Below are 21,778 nucleotides of genomic sequence, written 5' to 3'. Positions count from 1 at the left end.
GAAAAATCCCATCCGGAGAATGCCATGTCCGTCGATCTTGCCACCGTAAAGCGCGTCGCCCACCTTGCCCGTATTGCCGTCTCCGAGGACGAGGCAAATCGCATGGTCGGCGAGCTGAACGGCATCTTGGGCTTCGTCGAGCAGCTCTCCGAAGTCAATGTCGAAGGCGTCGAGGCGATGACGTCAGTCACGCCGATGGCGATGAAGAAGCGGACGGATGAGGTGACCGACGGCAGCAAGGCCGCCGATATCGTCGCCAACGCGCCCGTCACCGATCACAATTTCTTCCTGGTGCCGAAAGTCGTCGAATAAGGCTTCGTAGCCTCCTTCCGACCCTGTTGCCAATTTAAAGACCTGAAGCGAAAACACCATGAGCGAACTCACCAGCCTGACCATTGCCGAAGCCCGCCAGAAGCTGCGCGCCAAGGAAATCACCGCACTCGAACTGACCGAAGCCTATATCTCGGCGATCGATGCGGCCAATGGCCGGCTGAATGCCTATATCAAGGTCACGCCGGATCTCGCCCGCCTCATGGCCAAGAATTCCGACGAGCGCATCGCCGCCGGCAAGGCCGGCGAACTCGAAGGCATTCCGCTCGGCATCAAGGATCTCTTTGCCACCGTCGGCGTGCATACCCAGGCCTGCAGCCACATTCTCGATGGTTTCGAGCCGCGTTATGAATCGACCGTGACGCAGAACCTCTGGGATGACGGCGCCGTCATGCTCGGCAAGCTTAATATGGACGAGTTCGCCATGGGCTCTTCCAACGAGACGTCCTATTACGGCCCGGTGATCAATCCCTGGCGTGCGTCAGGCTCCAACCAGCAACTCGTTCCAGGCGGCTCCTCCGGCGGCTCGGCGGCGGCCGTCGCCGCGCATCTTTGCGCCGGGGCCACTGCCACCGATACCGGCGGCTCGATCCGCCAGCCGGCGGCCTTCACTGGCACCGTCGGCATCAAGCCGACCTATGGCCGCTGCTCGCGCTGGGGCACCGTTGCCTTCGCCTCTTCGCTCGACCAGGCAGGACCCATCGCCCGCGACGTGCGCGATGCCGCGATCCTTTTGAAATCGATGGCAAGTGTCGACGCCAAGGACACGACTTCGGTCGATCTGCCCGTGCCGGATTATGAGGCCGCCCTTGGCCAATCGCTGAAGGGCATGAAGATCGGCATTCCAAGCGAATACCGTGTCGATGGCATGCCGGAGGAGATCGAGACCCTTTGGCGCCAGGGCATCGCCTGGCTGAAGGACGCCGGTGCCGAAATCGTCGACATCTCGCTGCCGCACACGAAATACGCACTTCCGGCCTATTATATCGTCGCTCCGGCCGAGGCATCCTCGAACCTCGCCCGTTACGACGGCGTGCGCTACGGCCTGCGTGTCGACGGCAAGGACATCGTCGACATGTACGAGAAGACGCGCGCCGCCGGCTTCGGCCAGGAAGTCAAGCGCCGCATCATGATCGGCACCTATGTGCTGTCGGCCGGTTATTACGATGCCTATTATATTCGCGCCCAGAAGGTCCGCACGCTGATCAAGCGCGATTTCGAACTTGCCTTCGATGCCGGTGTCGACGCCATCCTGACGCCGGCGACGCCGTCGTCGGCCTTTGGCGTCGCCGATGAGGACCTCGCTTCCGATCCGGTGAAGATGTATCTGAACGACATCTTCACGGTGACGGTCAACATGGCGGGCCTGCCGGGCATCGCCGTGCCGGCCGGTCTCGACCAGAAGGGCCTGCCGCTCGGCCTGCAACTGATCGGCAAGCCCTTCGACGAGGAAACGCTGTTCAAGACCGCTCACGTCATCGAGCAGGCGGCCGGCCGGTTTACGCCGGCCAAGTGGTGGTAACGGATCTTACGATCCTAGAGAGAACGCCCGCCGACCACGAAGCGGTCGGCGCCGTCGGCTTCGCCGCATGGGCAAGGGCGTTGGTCGGGCGCTCCTGTTATATTTGAACAAATTGATGACAACGGAAGGGCTGGCGACGGCAGCCTCGACACGCATGCTGGAATACCGGCGGATCAGGCTCTACGAACGTTGCGGATTCACCAGCGTCTTGCGCGGCCGTGAGTTTTCCAAGAGCATGGGCATCGAACGCGAAGGTGCATCTGGAGAAGCGGTTGGCTGACCGATAACGGGATGCTGGAGGGAGGATGACAGGAGTGCAGGAGGGCTCACTCCACGAGCGTGACTACCCCCTTTTATAATAGGGTTATCACCCTAATTTCTGTTGTCAAACCCGCGAAAGCGAGCACACTCGACTGCAACCTTTCTGCCGAAGGGGCCGGCGCAGAGATGATTTTGGAAGACCTTTACCGTCTGCTGAAAAGCGGACATGTGCTGGCTCAGGGCATCGTCGATACGATGACCCAGCCGACTATCGTCCTCGATCATAATCTCTGCGTGACGACCGCCAACAACGCTTTCGTCCGGACCTTTGAGGTCGAGCGGGATGATATCCTCGGGCAAAACTTCTTTGATCTCGGTAACGGTCAATGGGACATAGCCGAGCTCCGGCATCTGATCGGGTCGGTTATCCCGAAAGCCGCCGCCGTCATCGGCTTCGAAGTGGTGCATAATTTTCCAGCGATCGGGCAGCGAACGTTTCTTGTCGATGCGCGCCGTCTGATTCATCCCGACAATAACAGCACCAATATCCTTATCCTCTTCGATGATGTCACGGAGCGCCGGCGCCACGACGCCGAGAGGGATTTCATCATTGCGGAAACCCGGCATCGTCTGAGGAACCTGTTGGCGGTGATACGCGCGATTGCCATGCAGACGGAAACTGAGGATCGCACTGCCACCGAATATCGCGACATCCTGCTCGGGCGGCTCGAAGTTACGCTTCGCGCGCAGGAACTCGCCGCTACCGGCGAGGCCACCGATTTTGAAGTATTGTTGCGGCAGTCGGTCAGCGAGCCCGGCGCCCAGCGTCTTCATTGCGACGGTCCGACGGTGACCCTTGCCAGTTCCAAGGTTCTTGCCATCAGCATGATATTCCACGAACTAGGTACCAACGCGGCGAAGTATGGCGCCTTGTCCGTTCCCGATGGTGAAATCCATGTGACCTGGGCACTCGAAGACGGTGCGAGGGACCGGACATATCTTGTCTGCAACTGGCGGGAGAAGAACGGGCTGCCTGTCACACCGCCAAAGCGCCGCGGTTATGGAACGGAGTTGATCGAGGGCACTTCCGCTCATCTCGGCGGAAAGGTGGAACTTAAATACGATCCGGGTGGTTTGGCAGCCATGATTAAAATCCCGGTGTGAGGACAGATGGACGACCCTGCGGAAATCGATGTTGAAGGCAGGAGATCGGTCCTCGTGGTTGAAGACGAACTATTGATTGCAATGGAGCTCAAGGAAGCCTTGATCGCTGGAGGGTTCCGGGTGTTGGGGCCGGCAGCATCGGTCGATCACGCTCTTGATCTGGTCAGCGAGGAATGCCCTCATGCCGCAGTCTTGGATTTCAATCTCGTTGGCGAAAAAGTCACGCCCGTCGCGCTTCAGTTGAAAGCGTTGGGTGTTCCGTTCGTCCTTGCCAGCGCGGTGCATCCCGCGGAACTTGCCGTCCACCCGGTGCTTGCCGGTGTCGCCAATATCGGAAAACCGACGGACCTGAAACGGCTTGTCGACGTACTGAAGACGTTTCTGACCTGATCGCTTTCAGCGCTCGCCTCCCGGCAAATCATCCACTACGGTCCGTCACAACGAGAACAGAGGTGCGAGGCTTTGGAAAATTCCGCCATCGAGCTCTTTGCAGGAAAACGCGTACTGATCGTCGAGGACGAATATTTCCTCGCGGATGAGACCCGGCGGAAGCTTGAGAAAGCCGGTGCTACCGTGGTCGGCCCTGTCGCCGGCGTGACCGCCGCGCTGGAACTTGTCGAGAATGAAAAGATCGACGCAGCAATCCTCGATGTACACCTGGAGGGCGAATTTGTATTTCCGGTCGCCGAGGAGCTTGAACGGCGCAATATTCCTTTTGTATTCGCAACTGCGTTCGACCCGGCGATCATTCCGGTGAAGTTCACAGGCTTCTCGCTATGCGAGAAGCCGACCGAATTGGGAAAGATCGCGGAAGCTTTGTTCGGCGGGAGGGCCGCGGAATACCATTAAGCCGAGTCGCGATTCACCTGTCGCGCCCAGGTTTTCCATTCCGCGCATGTCGTTGTCGCACATCTGCAGCGCACTTTTTGCGCCACGCTTTGTCACTCGGTGTCGAGCGCCTTTGTCAGCTGATGGCGGGCTCGGTTAACCCGGCTTTTGATTGTCCCGATCGGAACGCCGCACCGGTCCGCCGCGGCCTCGTAGCTGACGCCTTGAAGAAATACCAGGTCAACGGCCGTTCGATAATTGTCCGGCAAGGCTGAAATCGCCACCTCCAGCTCATGTCCGCGCACCTCCCAGATTTGCGATGGCGGCGAGGAAGCCCAATCGGCGGAATCTTCGATCTCACCGACATATTCTCGTTTGGACATTTTGAATTTCGTGCAGAACGTATTGCGCATGATTGTGAACAGCCAGGAGCGCAGCCGCGTGCCAGGCCGAAAATTCCCGGAGTGCGCGATGGCTTTGGCAATCGTTTCCTGAACAAGGTCGTCGATATCGCTGGTCGAGCTGTGGAAGCGCCTGGCGAAACATCGGAGAGCAGGCATGTTATCAAGCAGTTCCGCGTCCGTAAAACCGGGTCGATCATGATCTTGCATTGGCGTCCTCCACTAACGGGTGAACTTCGCCTCGGTCGTTACGTTCCACGCGGACCGCTGATTCTTATCTAATTCTGCCTACGCCGAGATCGGCGACGATGATATTGCTGTCGAAGGCTTTGCCGGTGGGGAGGGTATCATGTCGAAACAGGATCTTGCGCGATTGATCGAGGCCGCTGATCGCCTTGCTGCCGGCGGCTTCACCATGGACGCGGATTGGCAGGCAATGCACGACATCTGCCAGCGCCACGAAGGCGAACAGCCCTTCGACTGGGGCCATGCGCTCTGCCACCGCATCGAGGGCGACGACTGGAATGCCGATTACTGGTATCGCCGCGCCGGTAAGAGACGCGGCACGGGCACGATGGCCGAAGAATGGTCGGCGATGCGCATGGAACTCTCTGCAAAGATTTGAGGCGGCACCCTGACCGCGCCGGTTCGAGGCGCGGTCAGGACGGATGATAGTTACCTGTTGTTCAACTGCGACCTGACCAGTTTCAGCCCTCTTTCGGTGATCCGGTAGGGCTGGCCGCTGGAGGACTTGATTGCTCTCAGCCGCTTCAGCTTGCGGAAGAGATCGAGGTCGACGCCGGGATAGAGCCAGCCGTCGCGAGTGAAGCAACTCACGTTCTCGATCTTCCTGTTGTCGTCGCGAGAAATTTCGATGCGGCCGCCTTGGGCCATCAGATGCAGGATGCGCTGCTCCGTGCGGGAAATGTCCATGTTAAGATCCGGTATCGCGCCCAGAGGCGCGCGCAAAAACGATCTGGCGCTCTTTCGAACGTCAGGGCTTCGTTTTTCGGGCCCATGCGCGCAAGCGGACTTGCGGGCAGGGCCTTTACCGGGTCTGTGACAGGCTCAACATAAAACACCTCGATACGTTTTTGTATTCAGCGCGCAAAAGGCGGTCAAGTCGTGCTTGCCGATCAAACCGGTCGAAAACCGCAGTTGCCAGCCATCATCCCGCCGCGGGCACTGGTAAATTCCGCGACTCAATGGTCTAGTTGCGGGATAACGCGGAGGTGTCGTTGATCCACATTCGCAATGCCCGCGACGGCGAAGCGGAGCTGTTGAGCGAAATCGGGCTGAGGGCCTGGCAAAAGGCGATGGCGTCGATCGGCGAATCGGACGCGATGATCGATGCAGCCCGCAACGCCTTTCGCAACTTCGTGGAAAACGACTGGCTGACCATCACCGTCGTCGAGCAGAACGGCCAGGTCGCAGGCTGGGCGGCGCGTGAGGGATTGGACGAAACCATCTCGGATTTCTGGATCGATCCCGCCTTCACCCGCCAGGGTCTGGGCTCCGCCCTTCTCGAGCGCATCGAAAAGGAGATCGCCGACCGAGGCTTCGAGACGGCGGCGATGCAGACCCATTCCGGCAACAACGAAGCGATCGGTTTCTTCCGCAAGCATGGCTACAGCATCCACTGGCTCTCGGTTGCCTATAACCCGAAGCTCGACCGCGACGTGCCCTCGGTTGGGCTGACGAAGCAGCTCGCCTCGGACGGCCAGGGATACGGGCAGGAATTTTGACGTTTCAAAAATTCTGAAGAAGGCGAGGGGCCCATAGCGGCGCAAAGGCCAGCGCACCCGCCAATGTGCCGTGCAGGATCAGGATCGCTGCCAGGATTGACCGGAATGGCTCTTTTCTCGTCTTGTGCCGCAGCAGCTGCTGCGCCGCCACCGCGCCGAGGCTGCCGCCGATCAGCGCGAGGGTAAGCAGAGTACGCTCGCTGATGCGCCACCCGCCATTGCGCGCCGCCTTCTTGTCGAGAAAATAAATAAAGAAGACGAGGAGGTTCAGCGCCAGAAACAATGCGGCCAATTGGGTGATATAGATCATCGTCATGCGGCAACTCTATCGTGCCTCGGTTAACCCGCGGCAAATGTCGCCGCCGGGGTCAAACCACGCTGCGCGCTGTGGCGAAAGCCTTGCACCGGCACGCCATTTCCTTTACCTCACCAATGGAAAAGAACAGCCTGCAAAGAGTATCAGATGACCCTTGTCGACGTCCGCACGCCTGATCCGAAACGCTTCATCCCCGGCGCCACCGGCGACTGGGAAGTCATCGTCGGCATGGAAGTCCATGCCCAGGTGCTGTCCAATTCGAAGCTCTTCTCCGGCGCATCGACGGAATTCGGCAAGCCGCAGAATTCGAATGTCTCGCTGGTCGATGCGGCCATGCCCGGAATGCTGCCCGTCATCAACGAGGAATGTGTCAGGCAGGCCGTGCGCACCGGTCTCGGCCTCAAGGCCCGGATCAACAATAGCTCGCTCTTCGACCGCAAGAACTATTTCTATCCCGACCTGCCGCAGGGCTATCAGATCTCGCAGTTCAAGGATCCGATCGTTGGCGAGGGCAAGATCGTCATTTCGCTCGGGCCCGACCGCCAAGGCCAGTTCGAGGATATCGAGATCGGCATCGAGCGCCTGCACCTGGAGCAGGATGCCGGCAAGTCGCTGCACGACCAGCACGCCACCATGTCCTATGTCGACCTCAACCGTTCGGGCGTGGCGCTGATGGAGATCGTCTCCAAGCCCGACATGCGCTCGTCCGATGAGGCCAAGGCCTATATGACCAAGCTGCGTTCGATCGTGCGTTATCTCGGCACCTGCGACGGCAACATGGACGAAGGCTCGATGCGCGCCGACGTCAACGTCTCCGTCCGCCGCCCGGGCGAAGGTTTCGGCACGCGCTGCGAGATCAAGAATGTCAACTCCATCCGCTTCATCGGCCAGGCGATCGAATACGAAGCCCGCCGTCAGATCGGCATTCTGGAGGATGGCGGCGCGATCGAGCAGGAGACGCGCCTCTTCGACCCGAACAAGGGCGAGACGCGTTCGATGCGCTCCAAGGAGGACGCGCACGACTATCGTTATTTCCCCGATCCGGATCTATTGCCGCTCGAATTCGATGATGCCTTCGTCACGGCGCTCGCAGCCGATCTGCCGGAACTGCCTGACGACAAGAAGGAGCGCTTCGTGCGCGAACTCGGCCTGTCGATCTACGACGCCTCAGTGCTCGTCTCCGAAAAGGCGATCGCCGATTATTTCGAGGCGGTAGCTGCCGGCCGTGACGGCAAGATGGCGGCAAACTGGGTGATCAACGACCTGCTCGGCGCGCTGAACCGCACCGGCAAGGACATCGAGCAGACGCCGGTCTCGCCGGCCCAGCTCGGCGTCATCATCGATCTCATCAAGGCTGGAACCATTTCCGGCAAGATCGCCAAGGATCTCTTCGAGATCGTGCTGACCGAAGGCGGCGATCCCGCCGAAATCGTCGAAGCGCGTGGCATGAAGCAGGTGACGGATACCGGCGCGATCGAGAAGGCCGTGGACGAGATCATTGCCGCCAATCCCGATCAGGTGGAAAAGGTCAAGGCGAAGCCGACCTTGGCGGCATGGTTCGTTGGCCAAGTGATGAAGGCGACCGGCGGGAAAGCCAATCCGCAGGCCGTCCAGGCGCTCGTCAAGGCGAAGCTCGGCATCGAGGAATAAGCGGTGTATTTCGTCCGCACCGCCGGTGAGCGTGATCTGGAGAAGGTCCGCGCCCTGCTGGTGGAGAGCTTTCACGCCACCTATGACGGCCTGCATGGCAAAGCCAAGGTGGACGAGCTGATCGGCCATCTCTTTACGCCGGCAGCGCTGAAGGCGCGGCTGACGCGAAAGGATGCGGAATTCCTCGTTGCCGACGACGGCCGCAAGATCGGCGGCATGGGGTATGCGGCGATGTCGCAGGAACTGACGAAGACGGTTATGCTGCATCTCCTCTATGTCAGCCCGGCGCTACAGCGCCAGGGCATCGGCCGCGATCTCTTCGCCGAGCTCGAAACCTGCTTTCCGGATGCGGAAATCATGCGCCTCGAAGTCGAGCCGCAGAATGCGGCGGCACTCGCCTTTTATCAGGCCCACGGCTTCACCGAAGTTGGCCGCAACGAGAATAGTGCACCCGGTCAATCCGGCATCCCCTCGCTCATCTTCGAAAAACCTCTCGAAGGGCATTGAGGCATGGCGGCCGATCTACCCGACATTCGCATTCGCCAGGCCCGCCGGGAGGATCTTCCCGCCCTCGAGTCAATCTTGGGGGATCGGCGCCGGGATGATCGAGTTCGCCATATCAGAGGCAAAAGGCCGCGGGATCAAGCGGGTCGCGTTGACCTCGAATGCGATCCGCACAGATGCCCATCGGTTCTGTGAGAGACTGGGGTTCAAGCCCTCGCATATGGGCTTCAAGATGACCTTGAAATGACCCGTGGCTCTCGCGGAATCGCTGGACAATTCGGCTTGGCGACGGCATAAGCGAGGAAATGAGTTCTGGTTTGGCTCGCATCTGGCGGGCACAAGGAAAAGACATGTGGAATCTTCTGGTTCAGACCTTTACCTGGTGGAACAGTCAGACGATGGGCACGCGTTTTGCGACCTGGCGTTTCGGCAAGCGCGTCGGCGAGGATGAATTCGGCAACGTCTATTATGAAGGCGGCATGTCGTCCTACGGTCTGCCCAAGCGCTGGGTGATCTACAAGGGCTATGCCGATGCCTCCGCTATCCCGCCGGGCTGGCATGGCTGGATGCATCATCGCACCGATGTTCCGCCGTCCAAGGAAAACTACATCGCCAAGGAATGGCAGAAGGCGCACCGCCCGAACTTCACCGGGTCTGCGCAGGCCTATCGTCCGCCGGGCTCCATCGCCGTTCCGGGCGAGCGTCCGCGCGTCACCGGCGATTACGACGCCTGGACGCCGGGCAACTGAGGCGGCTCGACCGGGGTAATCCAAAACCCGGCTTTTGGCCACAATTGACCTTTACCCGCAGGTTGGCCGCGCTTGACCGCGGTCTTGAACTGAAAATGTCTGGAGACGGGTACACATGAAGCTCTTCACGCGGAACATGGCGCTGCGTGCCGCCGGGTCGCTGCTGACGCTTTCGGCCCTGCTTCCGCCGGTTGCGGCAAATGCCGCACGCATCGAAAATCCGGTTGCCGTCTTCTCCGGCCTCGACAAGATCACCGGCCGCATCACCACCTTCGACGTTTATGTCAACGAGACGGTGCAGTTCGGCGCGCTGCAGGTGACGCCGAAGGCCTGTTATTCGCGCGACCAGGCCGAAGCGCAGAAGATCGACGGTTTCGTCGAAGTCGACGAAATCACCCTCGACCGCAAGATCCGCCGCATCTTCACCGGCTGGATGTTTGCCGCCAGCCCCGGCCTCAACGCCGTCGAGCACCCGATCTACGACGTCTGGCTGAAGGACTGCAAGACCAGCTCGGACGTGCCCGCCCCGGACGGCGCCAAGGCGACAGCGCGCTAACACGTCTCGGCCAACGTCGCGGTGTCAGCGACGTATTCAACAACAGCGATTTGAAGCGCGGGCCTGGCGCCTGGTCGACGCCGCGAGTCTCTTCAGACGCGCGAAGCAGGTCATACTCTTTGAGTTTACGAATTGTGCGCCTATGCGGCCGGTGTTTTGTTCCGGTTGAAAAGGCCCTTGGCGAAGCGAAGCGCGCCGCCAAGCAGGACGACGACGAGAATGCCGGCCTTTTTGAAGAAGGCGAGAGCGAGTGCCAGCAATCCCACCTTTGCGGCAATCTTGGCGCCCGCACCCGCAGCGATCATTCCTGCCATTCCATAGGCAGCGATCTTGTCGCCTTCCACATAGTCGGTGTAGGCCTTTCCCTTGTCGAACTGCACGAGCTTGGTGACGGTCGGAATGACGCCCTCGATCTCCTTCAATTGATCGAGACCGGCGATGAAGTTGAATTGAAACACGCCCTCGCGGCCGAGCACACGCACGGAATAGTTCAGCGTGTGCTGGGGTTGCTTGTCATCGCCGAACATGAGATCGCGCGCCCAGTGCAGCGCATGCGCCGATGTGTCGTAGTGTGGCGCGGAAGCCCAGCCGACGAGCGTGATCTTCGGAAAACCCTGCTTTTCGCGCTCGACATTATTTTCCCGAATGGAATCTTTGATGTTTTGCAGCAATTCGTCGTAATTCGTCGTGGCGGCATCGGCGTCAGAGACATAGCCGTCGTCGCTGTATTCCACGGTCGAACCCCAGGCCTCGATATCAGTCGGCGCGTATTTCGCCGGGAAGATCATGCCCATCGTTCCCTCGGCCGCTGCCGGAGGGTTTCCCCAAATATCGACCAGTACTATCTTCGCGTCGGCGGGGCTGAGGTAATAGAAGTCGGCAGGCACGTTCAGCGTTGCCTTGGCTTCAGGCAGCTTAATGACACCCTGCTGAAAATCGAGCTTCTCCAGCAATGGCTTTTCTGCGTCGGTGAAATCGGACCTGTTGGCGAACATGTCCTGGTAGGGACGTGCGCTGCCCTGAGCTGTAAACAAGGTGAAAAGGATCGCGGCTGCAATATATCGTTTCAAAATTCTATCCCCCGTTGCGTTCGCGAACCTAATGAAATCGGTTCGAAAATCAACGCCTGGGTGAAATGATCCCGCTTAAAACTTAAGGTGTGGCGACTCCATCGCCGCGGCAAGCATCCCGGCATAATCGGCCTTGGGAACGTCGATCGCTCCGAACGTCTTCAAGTGCTCGGTGGTAAACTGGGTGTCGAGCAGGGTGAAGCCCTTTTCCCTGAGCCGCCCGACCAGATGCACGAGGCAGATCTTCGAGGCATCCGTCCGGCGCGAAAACATGCTTTCGCCGAAGAACGCCGAGCCCAGCGAGACTCCGTAGAGGCCGCCGACCAGTTCATCGCCGTCCCAGGCTTCGACGGTATGGGCATGGCCCATGTCGAAGAGCGTCGAATAGAGCGATCGGATCGTCCGGTTGATCCAGGTGCTCGGGCGCCCGGATGTTTCTTCCGCGCAAGCCGCGATCACTTGATCGAAAGCGTGATCGAAACGGATCTCGAAAGGGTTCCTGCGAACCGTCTTGGCAAGGCTCTTCGACACATGGAAATGGTCGAACGGCAGTACGCCGCGCAGCTCCGGCTCGACCCAGAAAATCTCCGGGTCGTCCGCGGATTCGGCCATCGGGAAGAGGCCGATGGAATAGGCGCGCAGGAGAATTTCAGGGGTAATGCCTGGTGACTTCCTGCGCGATCCTGCCATTCCCGCCCTATGCCGCCGGTGTGTTGGCGAGGTAGTGTTCCAGCCAGTGGATGTCGTAATCGCCGTTGGCGATATCCTGGTTGGAGACGAGATCCTGGAACAGCGGCAGCGTCGTATTGATGCCGTCGACGACGAATTCATCGAGCGCCCGGCGCAGCCGCATCATGCATTCGACGCGGGTCCGGCCGTGCACGATCAGCTTGCCGATCAGGCTGTCGTAATAGGGCGGGATCTTGTAGCCCTGATAGGCGCCGGAATCGATGCGCACGCCGAGGCCGCCCGGGGCGTGGAAATGCGTGATCGTGCCGGGCGAGGGCACGAAGGTGCGCGGGTGCTCGGCATTGATGCGGCATTCGATGGCGTGGCCGGAAAAATGCACCTCGTCCTGCGTCACCGAGAGACCGCCGCCGGAGGCAACGCGGATCTGCTCGTGCACCAGGTCGATGCCGGTGATCGCTTCCGTGATCGGGTGCTCCACCTGCAGGCGGGTGTTCATTTCGATGAAATAGAACTCGCCGTTCTCGTAGAGGAATTCGATCGTGCCGGCGCCGCGATATTTCAGCTTCTTCATGGCGTCGGCACAGACCTGGCCGATCTTCATGCGCTGCTCGACGTTCAGCGCCGGCGAATTCGCCTCTTCCCAGACCTTCTGGTGGCGGCGCTGCAGCGAGCAGTCGCGCTCGCCGAGATGGATGGCATTGCCTTCGCCGTCGCCGAATACCTGGATTTCGATGTGGCGCGGCTTGCCGAGATATTTTTCCATATAGACGGCATCGTTGCCGAAGGCGGCTGCCGCTTCAGTGCGCGCCGTCGACCAGGCTTCGATCAGGTCGGTCTCGCTCTTGGCGACCTTCATGCCGCGTCCGCCGCCGCCGGCGGTTGCCTTGATCAGCACCGGATAGCCGATCTCGGCGGCCGTCTTCAGCGCATCCTCTTCGGTCTTCACCTCGCCGTCCGAGCCCGGAACAACGGGAATGCCGAGTTCCAACGCCGTCGTCTTGGCGGTGATCTTGTCACCCATGATGCGGATATGGTCCGCCGTCGGCCCGATGAAGGTGATGCCGTGAGCTTCGAGAATATCGGCAAATTTGGCATTCTCAGACAGAAAGCCGTAGCCCGGATGCACGGCATCGGCGCCGGTGATCTCGCAGGCGGCGACGATCTGATGGATATTGAGATAGCTCTCGCGCGAAGATGGCGGGCCGATGCAGACACTTTCGTCGGCAAGGCGCACATGCATGGCATCGGCGTCGGCGGTGGAATGAACCACGACGCAGGCAATGCCGAGCTCCTTGCAGGCCCGAAGCACGCGAAGGGCGATTTCCCCGCGATTGGCGATGAGGATTTTCGAAATCATGGGCATGGGCCTATTCGATGACGACGAGGGCTTGGCCGTATTCGACGGGATGTCCGTCATCGACGAGGATTTCGGTCACCTTGCCCGATTTCGGCGAAGGGATCTGGTTCATCGTCTTCATCGCTTCGATGATGATCAGCGTCTGGCCTTCCTTGACGGTCGCGCCGATTTCGATGAACGGACGGGCGCCCGGAGCCGGCGCCATGTAGACGGTGCCGACCATCGGTGCATTGACTGTATTGGCGGGGTTGCGGGCGGGGGCTGCACCCGCTGCTGCCGGTGCGGCGGCCGGCGCTGCATAGGCCGGTGCTGCGATCGGCGCCTGGACATATTGCTGGGTGCCGGCGCGCGAGACGCGGATGCGCAGGTCGTCCTGCTCAACCTCGATTTCGGTCAGATCGGTCTCGTTGAGGATATTGGCGAGATCGCGGATCAGTGCCTGATCGATACCCGATTTCTTTTCAACCATGGTGTTGCCCTGTCTTCTTCTTATGCCGTGATGTTCTTCAGCGCGTGGAGCGCCAGGATGTAGCTGTGGGGCCCGAAACCGCAGATCACACCCTTACATGCCGGCGCGATCATCGATTTGTGGCGGAATTCTTCCCGCGCATGGACGTTCGATATGTGGAGCTCGATGACGGGAATGGAAATAGCGCGGATCGCATCATGCAGCGCAACCGACGTATGCGTATAGGCGCCCGCATTGATGGCGACACCGGCGGCTTTGTCGTCGGCCTCATGGAACCAGTCGACGAGCGTACCTTCGTGGTTGCTCTGGCGGAAATCGACGTCGAAGCCCAGTTCGCGGCCGGCAGCTTTGCAGTCCGCCTCGATGTCCTTCAGCGTCTTGCCGCCATAAATGCCGGGCTCTCGTTTGCCCAGCATGTTCAGGTTGGGGCCGTTCAGGACAAAAATCGTTTGCGTCATCGAATGTTCCGTAAAATGTACGACGGCAACCTATAGACTCCGCGAAGGCTGAATGAAAGCCCTTACGGATTGGCCGACAGGAATCGCGCCACATTTGTCCACATGGTTGAAACGCTTCGATTTTGGCGATTTGATGGGCGGCCGCCGGGCGGCTGACCTGCTCAGCAGGCGGTCTTGCCGCAGCTGCGCATATTCTTGACCTTGGCTTCGAGATCGTCGAGACCGACGGCGCCCGGCACCAGTTCGTTGCCGATTACATAGGACGGCGTGCCGCTGATGCCGAGGCTGGAAGCAAGCTGGTAGGTCGCCTGGACGATGCCGTCATTCGGGCTCTTGGCCATTTCGGCGCGGATCTTGTCCTCGCTGACGCCGAGCGAAGCGGCAACCGCGATCGCCGTTTCGTCCGAGGCGCGGCCTTCGGTGCCGAGCAGGGCGACGTGGAATTCGGCGTATTTCTCCGGCGCCAGCTTGCGAAAGGCGTCGGCCACCTTGTGGGCGGCGACCGAATCCGGCCCGAGGATCGGAAACTCCTTGAGCACGAAGCGGACGTTCTTGTCCTTCTTCAGCATTGCCTGCATGTCGGGAAGCGCGTGACGGCAGTAGCTGCAATTATAATCGAAGAATTCGACGACAGTGACATCGCCCTTGGGGTTGCCGAGCGTGACGTCGTTCTTCGAATCGAAGATGTCGGCGGTATTTTCATCGATCGCCATATTGGCCTTCACCAGCCGCTGGGCTTCCTGCTTCTTCTGCAGTGCATCCTGGACGTCGAGCATGATCTCGGGATTCTCGATCAGATATTGCTTGATGAATTCGCCGAACTCCTTCTTCTGCTGGTCGTCGAGCGCTGCCGCGGGAAACGGAAGGGCGATCGATGCGGCAAGCGCCAGTGCGGTGATGCTTTTCGAGAAGAAGGCCATGATATCCTCGTCATCGGCGATGTGGTCTTGGTCGGGAAGACCGTCGCCGGGTTATGGACTTGAATGCGTCGCGTCAAGGTACGGTGCGCCGAGTTCTGTTCAAACAGGAATTTTCACCCTTGAGCCGCCCTCGCGGGATTGTGATGAGCCGATTAATGCGGCAATTGTCTGGCCATCATCGAAGAAGCCGAGCGAGAAGCGATCTTGTTTTCCATATCGAAACGCAGCGAAGTCGAGCCATTTCATGCCATGGACGTCCTGGCGGAGGCGACGAAGCGGCGCGCGGCCGGCCATCCGGTCATCTCGATGGCGGTCGGCCAGCCCTCGCATCCAGCCCCTCAGGCGGCCCTCGATGCGGCGCGCCAAGCCCTCGCCGAAGGCCGGATCGGTTATACCGATGCGCTGGGCACGGCGCGGCTGAAATCGGCACTTGCCGGGCACTACAGGGATCGCCACGGCCTGGAGATCGATCCCAGACGGATCGCCGTCACCACCGGTTCCTCGGCCGGCTTCAATCTCGCCTTCCTGTCGCTCTTCGATGCCGGCGATGCGGTGGCAATCGCAAGACCCGGTTATCCGGCCTATCGCAATATTCTCGGCGCGCTGGGCCTGAGGGTTGTCGAAGTGCCGGTAACAGCGGAGACGCACTTCACGCTCACCCCTGAAAGCCTCGAGGCGGTGCAGAAGGAAAGCGGCGTGACGCTGAAGGGTGTGCTGCTGGCAAGCCCCGCCAACCCGACCGGCACGGTGACCGGCCGCGACGGGCTGAAGGCGCTTGCAGATTACTGCGCGGCCCATTCCATCGCCTTCATTTCCGATGAAATCTATCACGGGCTGACCTTCGCCGGCGAGGAGGCGAGCGCGCTCGAGCTGACTGACGAGGCGATCGTTATCAACTCCTTCTCCAAATATTATTGCATGACCGGCTGGCGAATCGGCTGGATGGTGCTGCCCGAACGCCTGGTGCGGCCGATCGAGCGGGTGGCGCAGAGCCTCTATATCTCCCCGCCCGAACTCTCCCAGATCGCCGCCACGGCCGCGCTCGGCGCCGGCGAAGAGCTCGATCGCTACAAGGCGAGTTATGCCGCCAACCGCGATTTGCTGATGAAGCGCCTGCCGCAAATCGGCCTTTCGATCGCCTCGCCGATGGACGGCGCCTTCTATGCCTATCTCGACGTCACCCGCTTCACCAATGACAGCATGGATTTTGCCAAACGCATGCTCGCGGAAATCGATGTCGCGGCAACACCCGGTCTCGATTTCGATCCGCTGGAGGGACATCGAACCCTGCGTCTGTCCTATGCGGGCTCGCAAGCCGAGATCGGCGAGGCGGTGGAGCGAATCGCAGCCTGGTTGAAATAACGCGCCGGCGGCGCTCGCTCTCCTATCGCTTAGCTGCGCGACGAAAACAGCGAGGCGAGCGTCGAGGACGGCTTGTTGTTCAGCCGCGGCACGACCACGAGCTGCTTGATATCGCCGCGCTTGTAGGCGGCGAGGAAGCGTTTGTAATCCTTGAAGGAAACGCAGCCGTTGGAATCGCCGTTCTTGCCGAGCATGTAGGTGTGGGCAAGCAGGCCGACGCGGTCATAGATGGCATCCGAGCCTTCGAGCGGCGTCAGCCGCAGCGCTTCGACGCCATGGAAGAGGCTTTCCCGCATGGTCAGCGCGTAGGTGTGCGGCGGCGTCGGTCCGCGCATCTTCTTGTTCGCGAAACGCGGATTGTCGCGCATCTTGCCGAGACCGGAATGGGCTTCCAGCCTCTCGCCGTTCGGCAGATAGACCGTGCTGTTCTCGATGTCGTAGATCGCCACGCCGGCGCGCAGCTTCGGCGAGAAGACCGGCTTGTCGTAGCGTGGCACCGCATCGTCCTCGTCGTCCTGAATCGGCGAGTTCGGCTGGGCGTAGGCAAGGGCAGGCTCGGCGCGCTGCGAACCCTTGGCGGTCGGCGCCGGTTTGCCGATAAGGCCGTCGGGACGCGCCATCGGCAGCGGCACGGAATCTTCTTCCGGCGTCAGCACGAGATCGAAAGGCGGCGCGTCATCGGCCGCGGCAACGACCACCGGTGCGGGTTGCGAGGCGGGAATTGACGCCGTTCTGACAGGAGTTGCGGGTGGCTCGACCGGCGGCGGCGCGATCTGCCGGGACCCCGCATCGGCAAGCGCCAGCAGGGCCGGGAGTTCGGCAGCGGCGACGGCCTCCTTTGAAGGAACGATGATCCGGTCGCCGTCGTCTTCTACAGTCTCTGCCGAGGCGACCTCGACGGGTGGCGCTGTGACCACATCATCCTTGCGGAATTTGGCGCTGTCGGAAATCGCGGCAACCGCAGGCTGCTCGGCAGCCATGACAAGCCGATTGTGTTTTGTCAGCGCCGCCAATGCCATTGCGGCTGCATTGGTCTTCTGCGCATGCGATTGGACGAGGTCGGCGGTAAGGGCGATGACCGGTTTGGCATCGAAGGCCGCCAGCCGATCGGCTTTGCCGACATGGATCAGTCGTTCGTGCGCCGCCGGCTTGGGCTTCGGCGCGGATACGACCTGCGTGAATTTTTCGGGCCGAGAAACCGGTGCGCCGATGGAATGCATCGTCACCAAGGTGGCGATCAGCCATGTGGAGGTTAGAAATCCGGCGCCGACAACGCCGTAAAGGAAACCGCGAGATCTGCGCAAACGAACAGCAAATCCGCCAAGAGGGGTGACGTCATCGAACGTCCCGACCGCAAACGCCATACTACACTCGTCTTTCAAACTCGCTACGCAGGCCGGCGGCACTGACTGACTACACTTCGCCGGGGCCGGTAATGGCGCAAATGGGCCGAATTTAGACCACCCGCGACATCCGACTGTTTCGCAAGGATGACGAATTATGGTTTCTAATTTATTTACGCGGCGTTGCGCTTTCTCACGACGTCTCAAAAAGAGATGAGGGGATCCCTTTCAGACGCGTTCCATCACATAACTTCCGGGCGCTTCCTCGATCGCATTCAGCGCATCGCCGCCCGGTTTGCGCGCCGCAACGCGCCTGCCGTCATGGGTCTCGATCCAGGCCTGCCAATGCGGCCACCATGATCCCGGCGTCTCGCTCGCCTGCTCGATCCAGGTCTCGTACTCGCCCTTGGCTGGGCCGCCCGTCCAGAACTGGTACTTCTTCTTGTCGGGAGGGTTGACGACGCCGGCGATATGTCCCGAGCCGGTGACCACGAATTCCACCTTGCCGCCGAAGAACTGGCTGCCGAGGAAGACCGATTTGGCAGGGGCGATGTGATCCTCGCGGGTGGCGAGATTATAGATCGGGATCTTTACATCCTTCAGCGACACCGGCTTGCCGTCGAGGATCATCTCGTTCCGCGTCAGCGCATTTTTCAAATAGCAATTGCGCAGATAGAAGGCATGGTTTGCCGCCGCCATGCGGGTCGAATCGGCGTTCCAGAACAACAGGTCGAAGGGCAGGGGCTCCTGACCCTTGAGGTAGCTGTTGACGAAATAAGGCCAGATCAGCTCGGACGCGCGCAGCATGTTGAAAGCCATCGACATCTTCGAGCCGTCGAGATAGCCGGCCGCCTTCATATGTTCTTCGAGCGCTGAAAGCTGCTCCTCGTCGACGAAGACCTTCAGGTCGCCGGCATGGGTGAAATCGACCTGGGTGGTGAAGAGCGTCGCAGTCTTGATGCGCTTGTTCTTCTCCTTGGCATGCAGCGCCAGGGTCGCGGCAAGCAATGTGCCGCCGACGCAGTAACCGACGGCGTTCACCTCCTTTTCGCCAGTCGCCTTCTCGATCGTCTCGAGCGCGAAATCGATGCCCTCGCGGGCATAGGCCGCCCAGTCCTTCTCGGCATGGCGCGCATCCGGATTGACCCAAGAAATCACGAAGACGGTTTGGCCCTGGTCGACGCACCATTTGATGAAGGATTTCTGCGGATTGAGATCGAGAATATAAAATTTGTTAATCCAGGGCGGGCAGATCAGCAAAGGTCGCTTCAGCACCGTGTCAGTCGAAGCTTCGTACTGGATGATCTGGCAGATGTCGTTCTGGGCGATCACTTTGCCCGGCGTCAGCGCCATGTCGCGGCCGACGGCGAATTTCGTCATGTCGGTCTGGCGAAGGCGAAGCTCTCCGTTTCCGGCAGCGATGTCCTCGGCAAGCATCCTCATCCCACGCACCAGGTTTTCGCCGCTGGTCGCGATCGTCTCGCGGTAGAGTTGCGGATTGGTGGCGACGAAGTTGCTTGGCGAAAGCGCGGCCGTGATCTGCTTCACGTAGAATCCGGCCTTGTGCTTGGTGTGCTCGTCGAGGCCATCGGTCTCCGACACCAGCTTTTCCACCCAGTCTGTGGTGACGAAATAGACCTGGCGGAGAAAATCGAAGAACGGGTTCTTCTCCCAGTCCTGGTCGGAGAAGCGTTTGTCCTTGCGGGTATCCGGTTCGGGAGGCGAGGGCTCGCCTTGCATGCGCTGCATCGAACGCATCCAGATGCCGAAGAACGAGGACATCAGCTGCGTCTGCGCCTCGAAGGTGCGGCGAGGATCGGTAATCCAGTATTCGGTGACCTTGGAAAGCGTCTTGACCATGTCGGTCATCGGATCGACGGCGGTTTCGCTGATCTCGCCGCGTTCGCGCGGCGCAAGCCAGGCTGAGGCAGCCTGTCCGAGATTCTCGAGCGCCCGGGCGAGATTCATCGCCATGGCCTCAGGATCCTTCAACAGATAGGGATCGAGATCGGTTGCGTTGAAACCGGCCTTGCCGCCATTCTTCTGGCCGCCATTTTCCTGCTTGCTGTCGGTCACCATTTCCTCCCGGCGGCAGCACTGTTTTTATCCATTCGTTGTACATCGTGATCGAACGAGAAAACAAGTTCCACCCGCATCGGCTCATGCTATTGCTTTGTGGCTGCGACAAATTTAACAGTCGACGCAGTCAGAACTGGATTTTGAGGCATGACGAAGAACGGCATCAGGCGCGTCGCAAACTTCAACCGCATCGCATTGATCTCCGCCGCGGCGGCGATGGCCCTTGCCGGATGCAATCTGACGGCGGAACAAAAAGCTGCTGCCGCCGCCAAGCGCGCGGCGCCGACCGCTGTCGTCATGCCGGCCACCAAGGGCGAAGCGGTCGAAGGCGGCCTGGCAAAATCGCCGGACGGTTATCCGAATTTCGGCGCGCCGCTGACCGCCGCCAATGTCCAGATGAGCGACGAGCAGGCGGCCGACCTGCAGCATCAGCTGACGGCACTTGCCGCCCGGCGCAAGGCCGGCACGCTCTCGGAGGCCGAATATCAGGCCAAGGTCGCCGAAATGCGCCGCCTTGCCGCCGAACACGGCACGGATACGCTCTCCGAAATCTCCAAATAGACCTTGCCTTTCAGGCAATTTGGACGCAAAGCCTTCCGGATGGATCGGAAGATACGATTTTCCCGATAATGCGCGCTCCGCGGCCTTTCCGTCAAAGATTTGCCGCGTGGCTTAGGTCTGATGAATACGGCGTTGCGATTCTGAAGTTCGTGTCGCAGCCGCCGGGAGACGGAACGAACTTCGACTGCGGCCCGAAATGCCGCCTTTCCATGGGGAATGAAATGGAAGAGTTTCACAAAGTCCGGCGTTTGCCGCCTTATGTTTTCGAACAGGTCAACCGTTTGAAAGCAAGCGCGCGAGCGGGCGGCGCCGATATCATCGATCTCGGCATGGGAAACCCCGATCTTCCCACTCCTCAGTCGATCGTCGATAAGCTGTGCGAGGTCGTGCAGGATCCGCGCACGCACCGTTATTCCTCCTCCAAGGGCATTCCCGGTCTCCGCCGCGCCCAGGCCGCCTATTATGCCCGCCGTTTCGGCGTCAAGCTCAACCCCGATACGCAGGTGGTCGCCACCTTGGGCTCCAAGGAAGGCTTCGCCAATATGGCGCAGGCGATCACCGCGCCCGGCGACGTCATCCTCTGCCCGAACCCGACCTATCCGATCCATGCCTTCGGCTTCCTGATGGCGGGCGGCGTGATCCGCTCGATGTCGGTGGAGCCGGACGAAACCTTCTTCCCGCCGCTTGAGCGGGCGGTCCGCCATTCGATACCGAAGCCCTTGGCGCTGATCCTCAACTATCCCTCGAACCCGACGGCCTTTGTCGCGACGCTCGATTTCTACAAGGATGTCATTGCCTTCGCCAAGAAGCACGACATCATCGTGCTCTCCGACCTTGCCTATTCAGAGATTTATTTCGACGAGGCGCCGCCGCCGTCGGTTCTCGAAGTTCCAGGCGCCATGGATGTGACGGTCGAGTTCACCTCGATGTCGAAGACCTTCTCCATGCCCGGCTGGCGCATGGGCTTTGCCGTCGGCAATGAGCGGCTTATCGCGGCGCTCACCCGCGTCAAGTCCTACCTCGATTATGGCGCCTTCACGCCGATCCAGGTGGCGGCGACACATGCCCTGAACGGCGATGGTTCCGATATTGCGGAAGTTCGCAACGTCTATAAACGTCGCCGCGATGTCATGGTCGAAAGCTTCGGCAAGGCCGGCTTCGACGTGCCGCCGCCGGCTGCCACCATGTTCGCCTGGGCGAAGATCCCGGAAAAGTTCCGTCATCTCGGTTCGTTGGAATTTTCCAAGCTGCTGGTCGAGAAGGCTGACGTCGCCGTTGCCCCGGGCATCGGCTTCGGCGAGATGGGCGACGACTACGTGCGTCTGGCACTCGTCGAGAATGAACACCGCATCCGCCAGGCTGCGCGCAACATCAAGAAGTTCATGTCGACGGCGGACGAGACGATGCATAACGTCATTTCGCTGAACGCGCACCGCTAATCCA

General features: G+C 60.4%; 27 protein-coding genes and 1 pseudogene. 16 read left to right on the top strand and 12 right to left on the bottom strand.

What is annotated here, in order from left to right:
• The first annotated feature begins 24 nt into the window (after positions 1-24).
• From gatC to FFM81_RS11750, 6 genes are all read left to right on the top strand, one after another.
• Positions 25-312 carry an Asp-tRNA(Asn)/Glu-tRNA(Gln) amidotransferase subunit GatC gene (gene gatC, locus FFM81_RS11775; protein WP_003573492.1) on the top strand — a complete coding sequence of 96 codons (288 nt, stop codon included), beginning with the start codon at positions 25-27 and terminating at the stop codon, positions 310-312.
• Positions 313-370: 58 nt separating this feature from the next.
• The gene (gene gatA, locus FFM81_RS11770) at positions 371-1,852 is read left to right on the top strand and encodes an Asp-tRNA(Asn)/Glu-tRNA(Gln) amidotransferase subunit GatA (RefSeq protein ID WP_003573490.1); all 1,482 of its coding nucleotides are present in this window, start codon (positions 371-373) and stop codon (positions 1,850-1,852) included.
• Positions 1,853-1,967: 115 nt separating this feature from the next.
• Entirely contained in the window at positions 1,968-2,132 is a 165-nt protein-coding gene (locus FFM81_RS32710; RefSeq protein ID WP_244597341.1) for a hypothetical protein, read from the top strand.
• A 167-nt stretch (positions 2,133-2,299) separates the two neighbouring features.
• A complete protein-coding gene (locus FFM81_RS11760; RefSeq protein ID WP_003573488.1) occupies positions 2,300-3,277 on the top strand; it encodes a PAS domain-containing protein in 978 nt (325 codons plus the stop codon).
• 6 nt (positions 3,278-3,283) lie between these two features.
• Positions 3,284-3,667: a response regulator gene (locus tag FFM81_RS11755; protein WP_025416077.1), complete on the top strand. Its 384-nt coding sequence runs from the start codon at positions 3,284-3,286 to the stop codon at positions 3,665-3,667.
• 72 nt (positions 3,668-3,739) lie between these two features.
• The gene (locus tag FFM81_RS11750) at positions 3,740-4,126 is read left to right on the top strand and encodes a response regulator (protein ID WP_003573484.1); all 387 of its coding nucleotides are present in this window, start codon (positions 3,740-3,742) and stop codon (positions 4,124-4,126) included.
• Positions 4,127-4,218: 92 nt separating this feature from the next.
• Here the strand turns inward: FFM81_RS11750 and FFM81_RS11745 are convergent, their stop codons facing one another.
• Entirely contained in the window at positions 4,219-4,716 is a 498-nt protein-coding gene (locus tag FFM81_RS11745) for a sigma-70 family RNA polymerase sigma factor (RefSeq protein ID WP_003573482.1), read from the bottom strand.
• Positions 4,717-4,855: 139 nt separating this feature from the next.
• Between FFM81_RS11745 and FFM81_RS11740 the strand changes: the two genes are divergently transcribed.
• Positions 4,856-5,131 carry a hypothetical protein gene (locus FFM81_RS11740; protein WP_003573480.1) on the top strand — a complete coding sequence of 92 codons (276 nt, stop codon included), beginning with the start codon at positions 4,856-4,858 and terminating at the stop codon, positions 5,129-5,131.
• A gap of 50 nt (positions 5,132-5,181) precedes the next feature.
• Here FFM81_RS11740 and FFM81_RS11735 read toward each other — a convergent pair whose 3' ends face one another.
• The gene (locus FFM81_RS11735) at positions 5,182-5,439 is read right to left on the bottom strand and encodes a YjhX family toxin (RefSeq protein ID WP_003573478.1); all 258 of its coding nucleotides are present in this window, start codon (positions 5,437-5,439) and stop codon (positions 5,182-5,184) included.
• Positions 5,440-5,744: 305 nt separating this feature from the next.
• Here FFM81_RS11735 and FFM81_RS11730 point away from each other — a divergent pair, with 305 nt between their 5' ends.
• Positions 5,745-6,251 carry a GNAT family N-acetyltransferase gene (locus FFM81_RS11730; RefSeq protein ID WP_003573476.1) on the top strand — a complete coding sequence of 169 codons (507 nt, stop codon included), beginning with the start codon at positions 5,745-5,747 and terminating at the stop codon, positions 6,249-6,251.
• Between the two features lie 4 nt (positions 6,252-6,255).
• Here FFM81_RS11730 and FFM81_RS11725 read toward each other — a convergent pair whose 3' ends face one another.
• On the bottom strand, positions 6,256-6,567 hold the full coding sequence (locus tag FFM81_RS11725) for a DUF1294 domain-containing protein (protein ID WP_003573474.1): 312 nt from the start codon (positions 6,565-6,567) through the stop codon (positions 6,256-6,258).
• A gap of 147 nt (positions 6,568-6,714) precedes the next feature.
• Between FFM81_RS11725 and gatB the strand changes: the two genes are divergently transcribed.
• The 5 genes and pseudogenes from gatB (at position 6,715) to FFM81_RS11705 (ending at position 10,026) form a co-directional block, all read left to right on the top strand.
• Positions 6,715-8,217 carry an Asp-tRNA(Asn)/Glu-tRNA(Gln) amidotransferase subunit GatB gene (gene gatB, locus FFM81_RS11720; protein ID WP_138384342.1) on the top strand — a complete coding sequence of 501 codons (1,503 nt, stop codon included), beginning with the start codon at positions 6,715-6,717 and terminating at the stop codon, positions 8,215-8,217.
• Positions 8,218-8,220: 3 nt separating this feature from the next.
• Positions 8,221-8,724, top strand: coding sequence for a GNAT family N-acetyltransferase (locus FFM81_RS11715; protein WP_003573471.1), 504 nt, complete (start codon positions 8,221-8,223; stop codon positions 8,722-8,724).
• A gap of 79 nt (positions 8,725-8,803) precedes the next feature.
• Positions 8,804-8,968, top strand: a pseudogene (locus FFM81_RS32705) (GNAT family N-acetyltransferase); the annotation flags it as partial.
• A 103-nt stretch (positions 8,969-9,071) separates the two neighbouring features.
• On the top strand, positions 9,072-9,470 hold the full coding sequence (locus tag FFM81_RS11710) for an NADH:ubiquinone oxidoreductase subunit NDUFA12 (protein WP_003573469.1): 399 nt from the start codon (positions 9,072-9,074) through the stop codon (positions 9,468-9,470).
• 115 nt (positions 9,471-9,585) lie between these two features.
• Complete coding sequence (locus tag FFM81_RS11705; protein ID WP_003573466.1) at positions 9,586-10,026, top strand: DUF2155 domain-containing protein; 441 nt, start codon at positions 9,586-9,588, stop codon at positions 10,024-10,026.
• A gap of 140 nt (positions 10,027-10,166) precedes the next feature.
• Here FFM81_RS11705 and FFM81_RS11700 read toward each other — a convergent pair whose 3' ends face one another.
• From FFM81_RS11700 to FFM81_RS11670, 7 genes are all read right to left on the bottom strand, one after another.
• Positions 10,167-11,096: a DUF2167 domain-containing protein gene (locus tag FFM81_RS11700; protein WP_003573465.1), complete on the bottom strand. Its 930-nt coding sequence runs from the start codon at positions 11,094-11,096 to the stop codon at positions 10,167-10,169.
• Positions 11,097-11,171: 75 nt separating this feature from the next.
• Entirely contained in the window at positions 11,172-11,786 is a 615-nt protein-coding gene (aat, locus tag FFM81_RS11695) for a leucyl/phenylalanyl-tRNA--protein transferase (RefSeq protein WP_003573463.1), read from the bottom strand.
• Between the two features lie 7 nt (positions 11,787-11,793).
• A complete protein-coding gene (accC, locus tag FFM81_RS11690; RefSeq protein ID WP_172643058.1) occupies positions 11,794-13,149 on the bottom strand; it encodes an acetyl-CoA carboxylase biotin carboxylase subunit in 1,356 nt (451 codons plus the stop codon).
• 4 nt (positions 13,150-13,153) lie between these two features.
• Positions 13,154-13,612 carry an acetyl-CoA carboxylase biotin carboxyl carrier protein gene (gene accB / locus FFM81_RS11685; protein WP_003573458.1) on the bottom strand — a complete coding sequence of 153 codons (459 nt, stop codon included), beginning with the start codon at positions 13,610-13,612 and terminating at the stop codon, positions 13,154-13,156.
• 20 nt (positions 13,613-13,632) lie between these two features.
• Positions 13,633-14,070 (bottom strand): type II 3-dehydroquinate dehydratase, encoded by a 438-nt coding sequence (gene aroQ / locus FFM81_RS11680; RefSeq protein WP_097535204.1) that lies wholly within the window; start codon positions 14,068-14,070, stop codon positions 13,633-13,635.
• 161 nt (positions 14,071-14,231) lie between these two features.
• The gene (locus FFM81_RS11675; RefSeq protein ID WP_128398921.1) at positions 14,232-14,990 is read right to left on the bottom strand and encodes a DsbA family protein; all 759 of its coding nucleotides are present in this window, start codon (positions 14,988-14,990) and stop codon (positions 14,232-14,234) included.
• A 99-nt stretch (positions 14,991-15,089) separates the two neighbouring features.
• Complete coding sequence (locus FFM81_RS11670; RefSeq protein WP_164895956.1) at positions 15,090-15,236, bottom strand: hypothetical protein; 147 nt, start codon at positions 15,234-15,236, stop codon at positions 15,090-15,092.
• On the opposite strand from FFM81_RS11670, the gene FFM81_RS11665 reads away from it, so the two are divergent.
• Complete coding sequence (locus tag FFM81_RS11665; protein WP_097535205.1) at positions 15,195-16,352, top strand: pyridoxal phosphate-dependent aminotransferase; 1,158 nt, start codon at positions 15,195-15,197, stop codon at positions 16,350-16,352. The two genes, FFM81_RS11670 and FFM81_RS11665, sit on opposite strands and share 42 nt — an antisense overlap.
• A gap of 29 nt (positions 16,353-16,381) precedes the next feature.
• Here the strand turns inward: FFM81_RS11665 and FFM81_RS11660 are convergent, their stop codons facing one another.
• Together FFM81_RS11660 and FFM81_RS11655 are read right to left on the bottom strand one after the other, a co-directional pair.
• A complete protein-coding gene (locus FFM81_RS11660; RefSeq protein ID WP_128398920.1) occupies positions 16,382-17,716 on the bottom strand; it encodes a DUF2778 domain-containing protein in 1,335 nt (444 codons plus the stop codon).
• Positions 17,717-17,923: 207 nt separating this feature from the next.
• A complete protein-coding gene (locus tag FFM81_RS11655) occupies positions 17,924-19,774 on the bottom strand; it encodes a PHA/PHB synthase family protein (protein WP_038573818.1) in 1,851 nt (616 codons plus the stop codon).
• Between the two features lie 147 nt (positions 19,775-19,921).
• Here FFM81_RS11655 and FFM81_RS11650 point away from each other — a divergent pair, with 147 nt between their 5' ends.
• Both FFM81_RS11650 and FFM81_RS11645 read left to right on the top strand, forming a co-directional pair.
• Positions 19,922-20,335 (top strand): hypothetical protein, encoded by a 414-nt coding sequence (locus tag FFM81_RS11650; RefSeq protein ID WP_138384341.1) that lies wholly within the window; start codon positions 19,922-19,924, stop codon positions 20,333-20,335.
• Positions 20,336-20,556: 221 nt separating this feature from the next.
• Positions 20,557-21,774 (top strand): LL-diaminopimelate aminotransferase, encoded by a 1,218-nt coding sequence (locus tag FFM81_RS11645; protein WP_003573445.1) that lies wholly within the window; start codon positions 20,557-20,559, stop codon positions 21,772-21,774.
• The last annotated feature ends 4 nt before the right edge of the window (positions 21,775-21,778 follow it).

The sequence above is a fragment of the Rhizobium hidalgonense genome, from assembly GCF_005862185.2.
Taxonomy (GTDB): Bacteria; Pseudomonadota; Alphaproteobacteria; order Rhizobiales; family Rhizobiaceae; genus Rhizobium; species Rhizobium hidalgonense.
The sequence above is the reverse complement of the archived record's forward strand: the minus strand, read 5'-3'. Positions and strand labels throughout refer to the sequence as shown.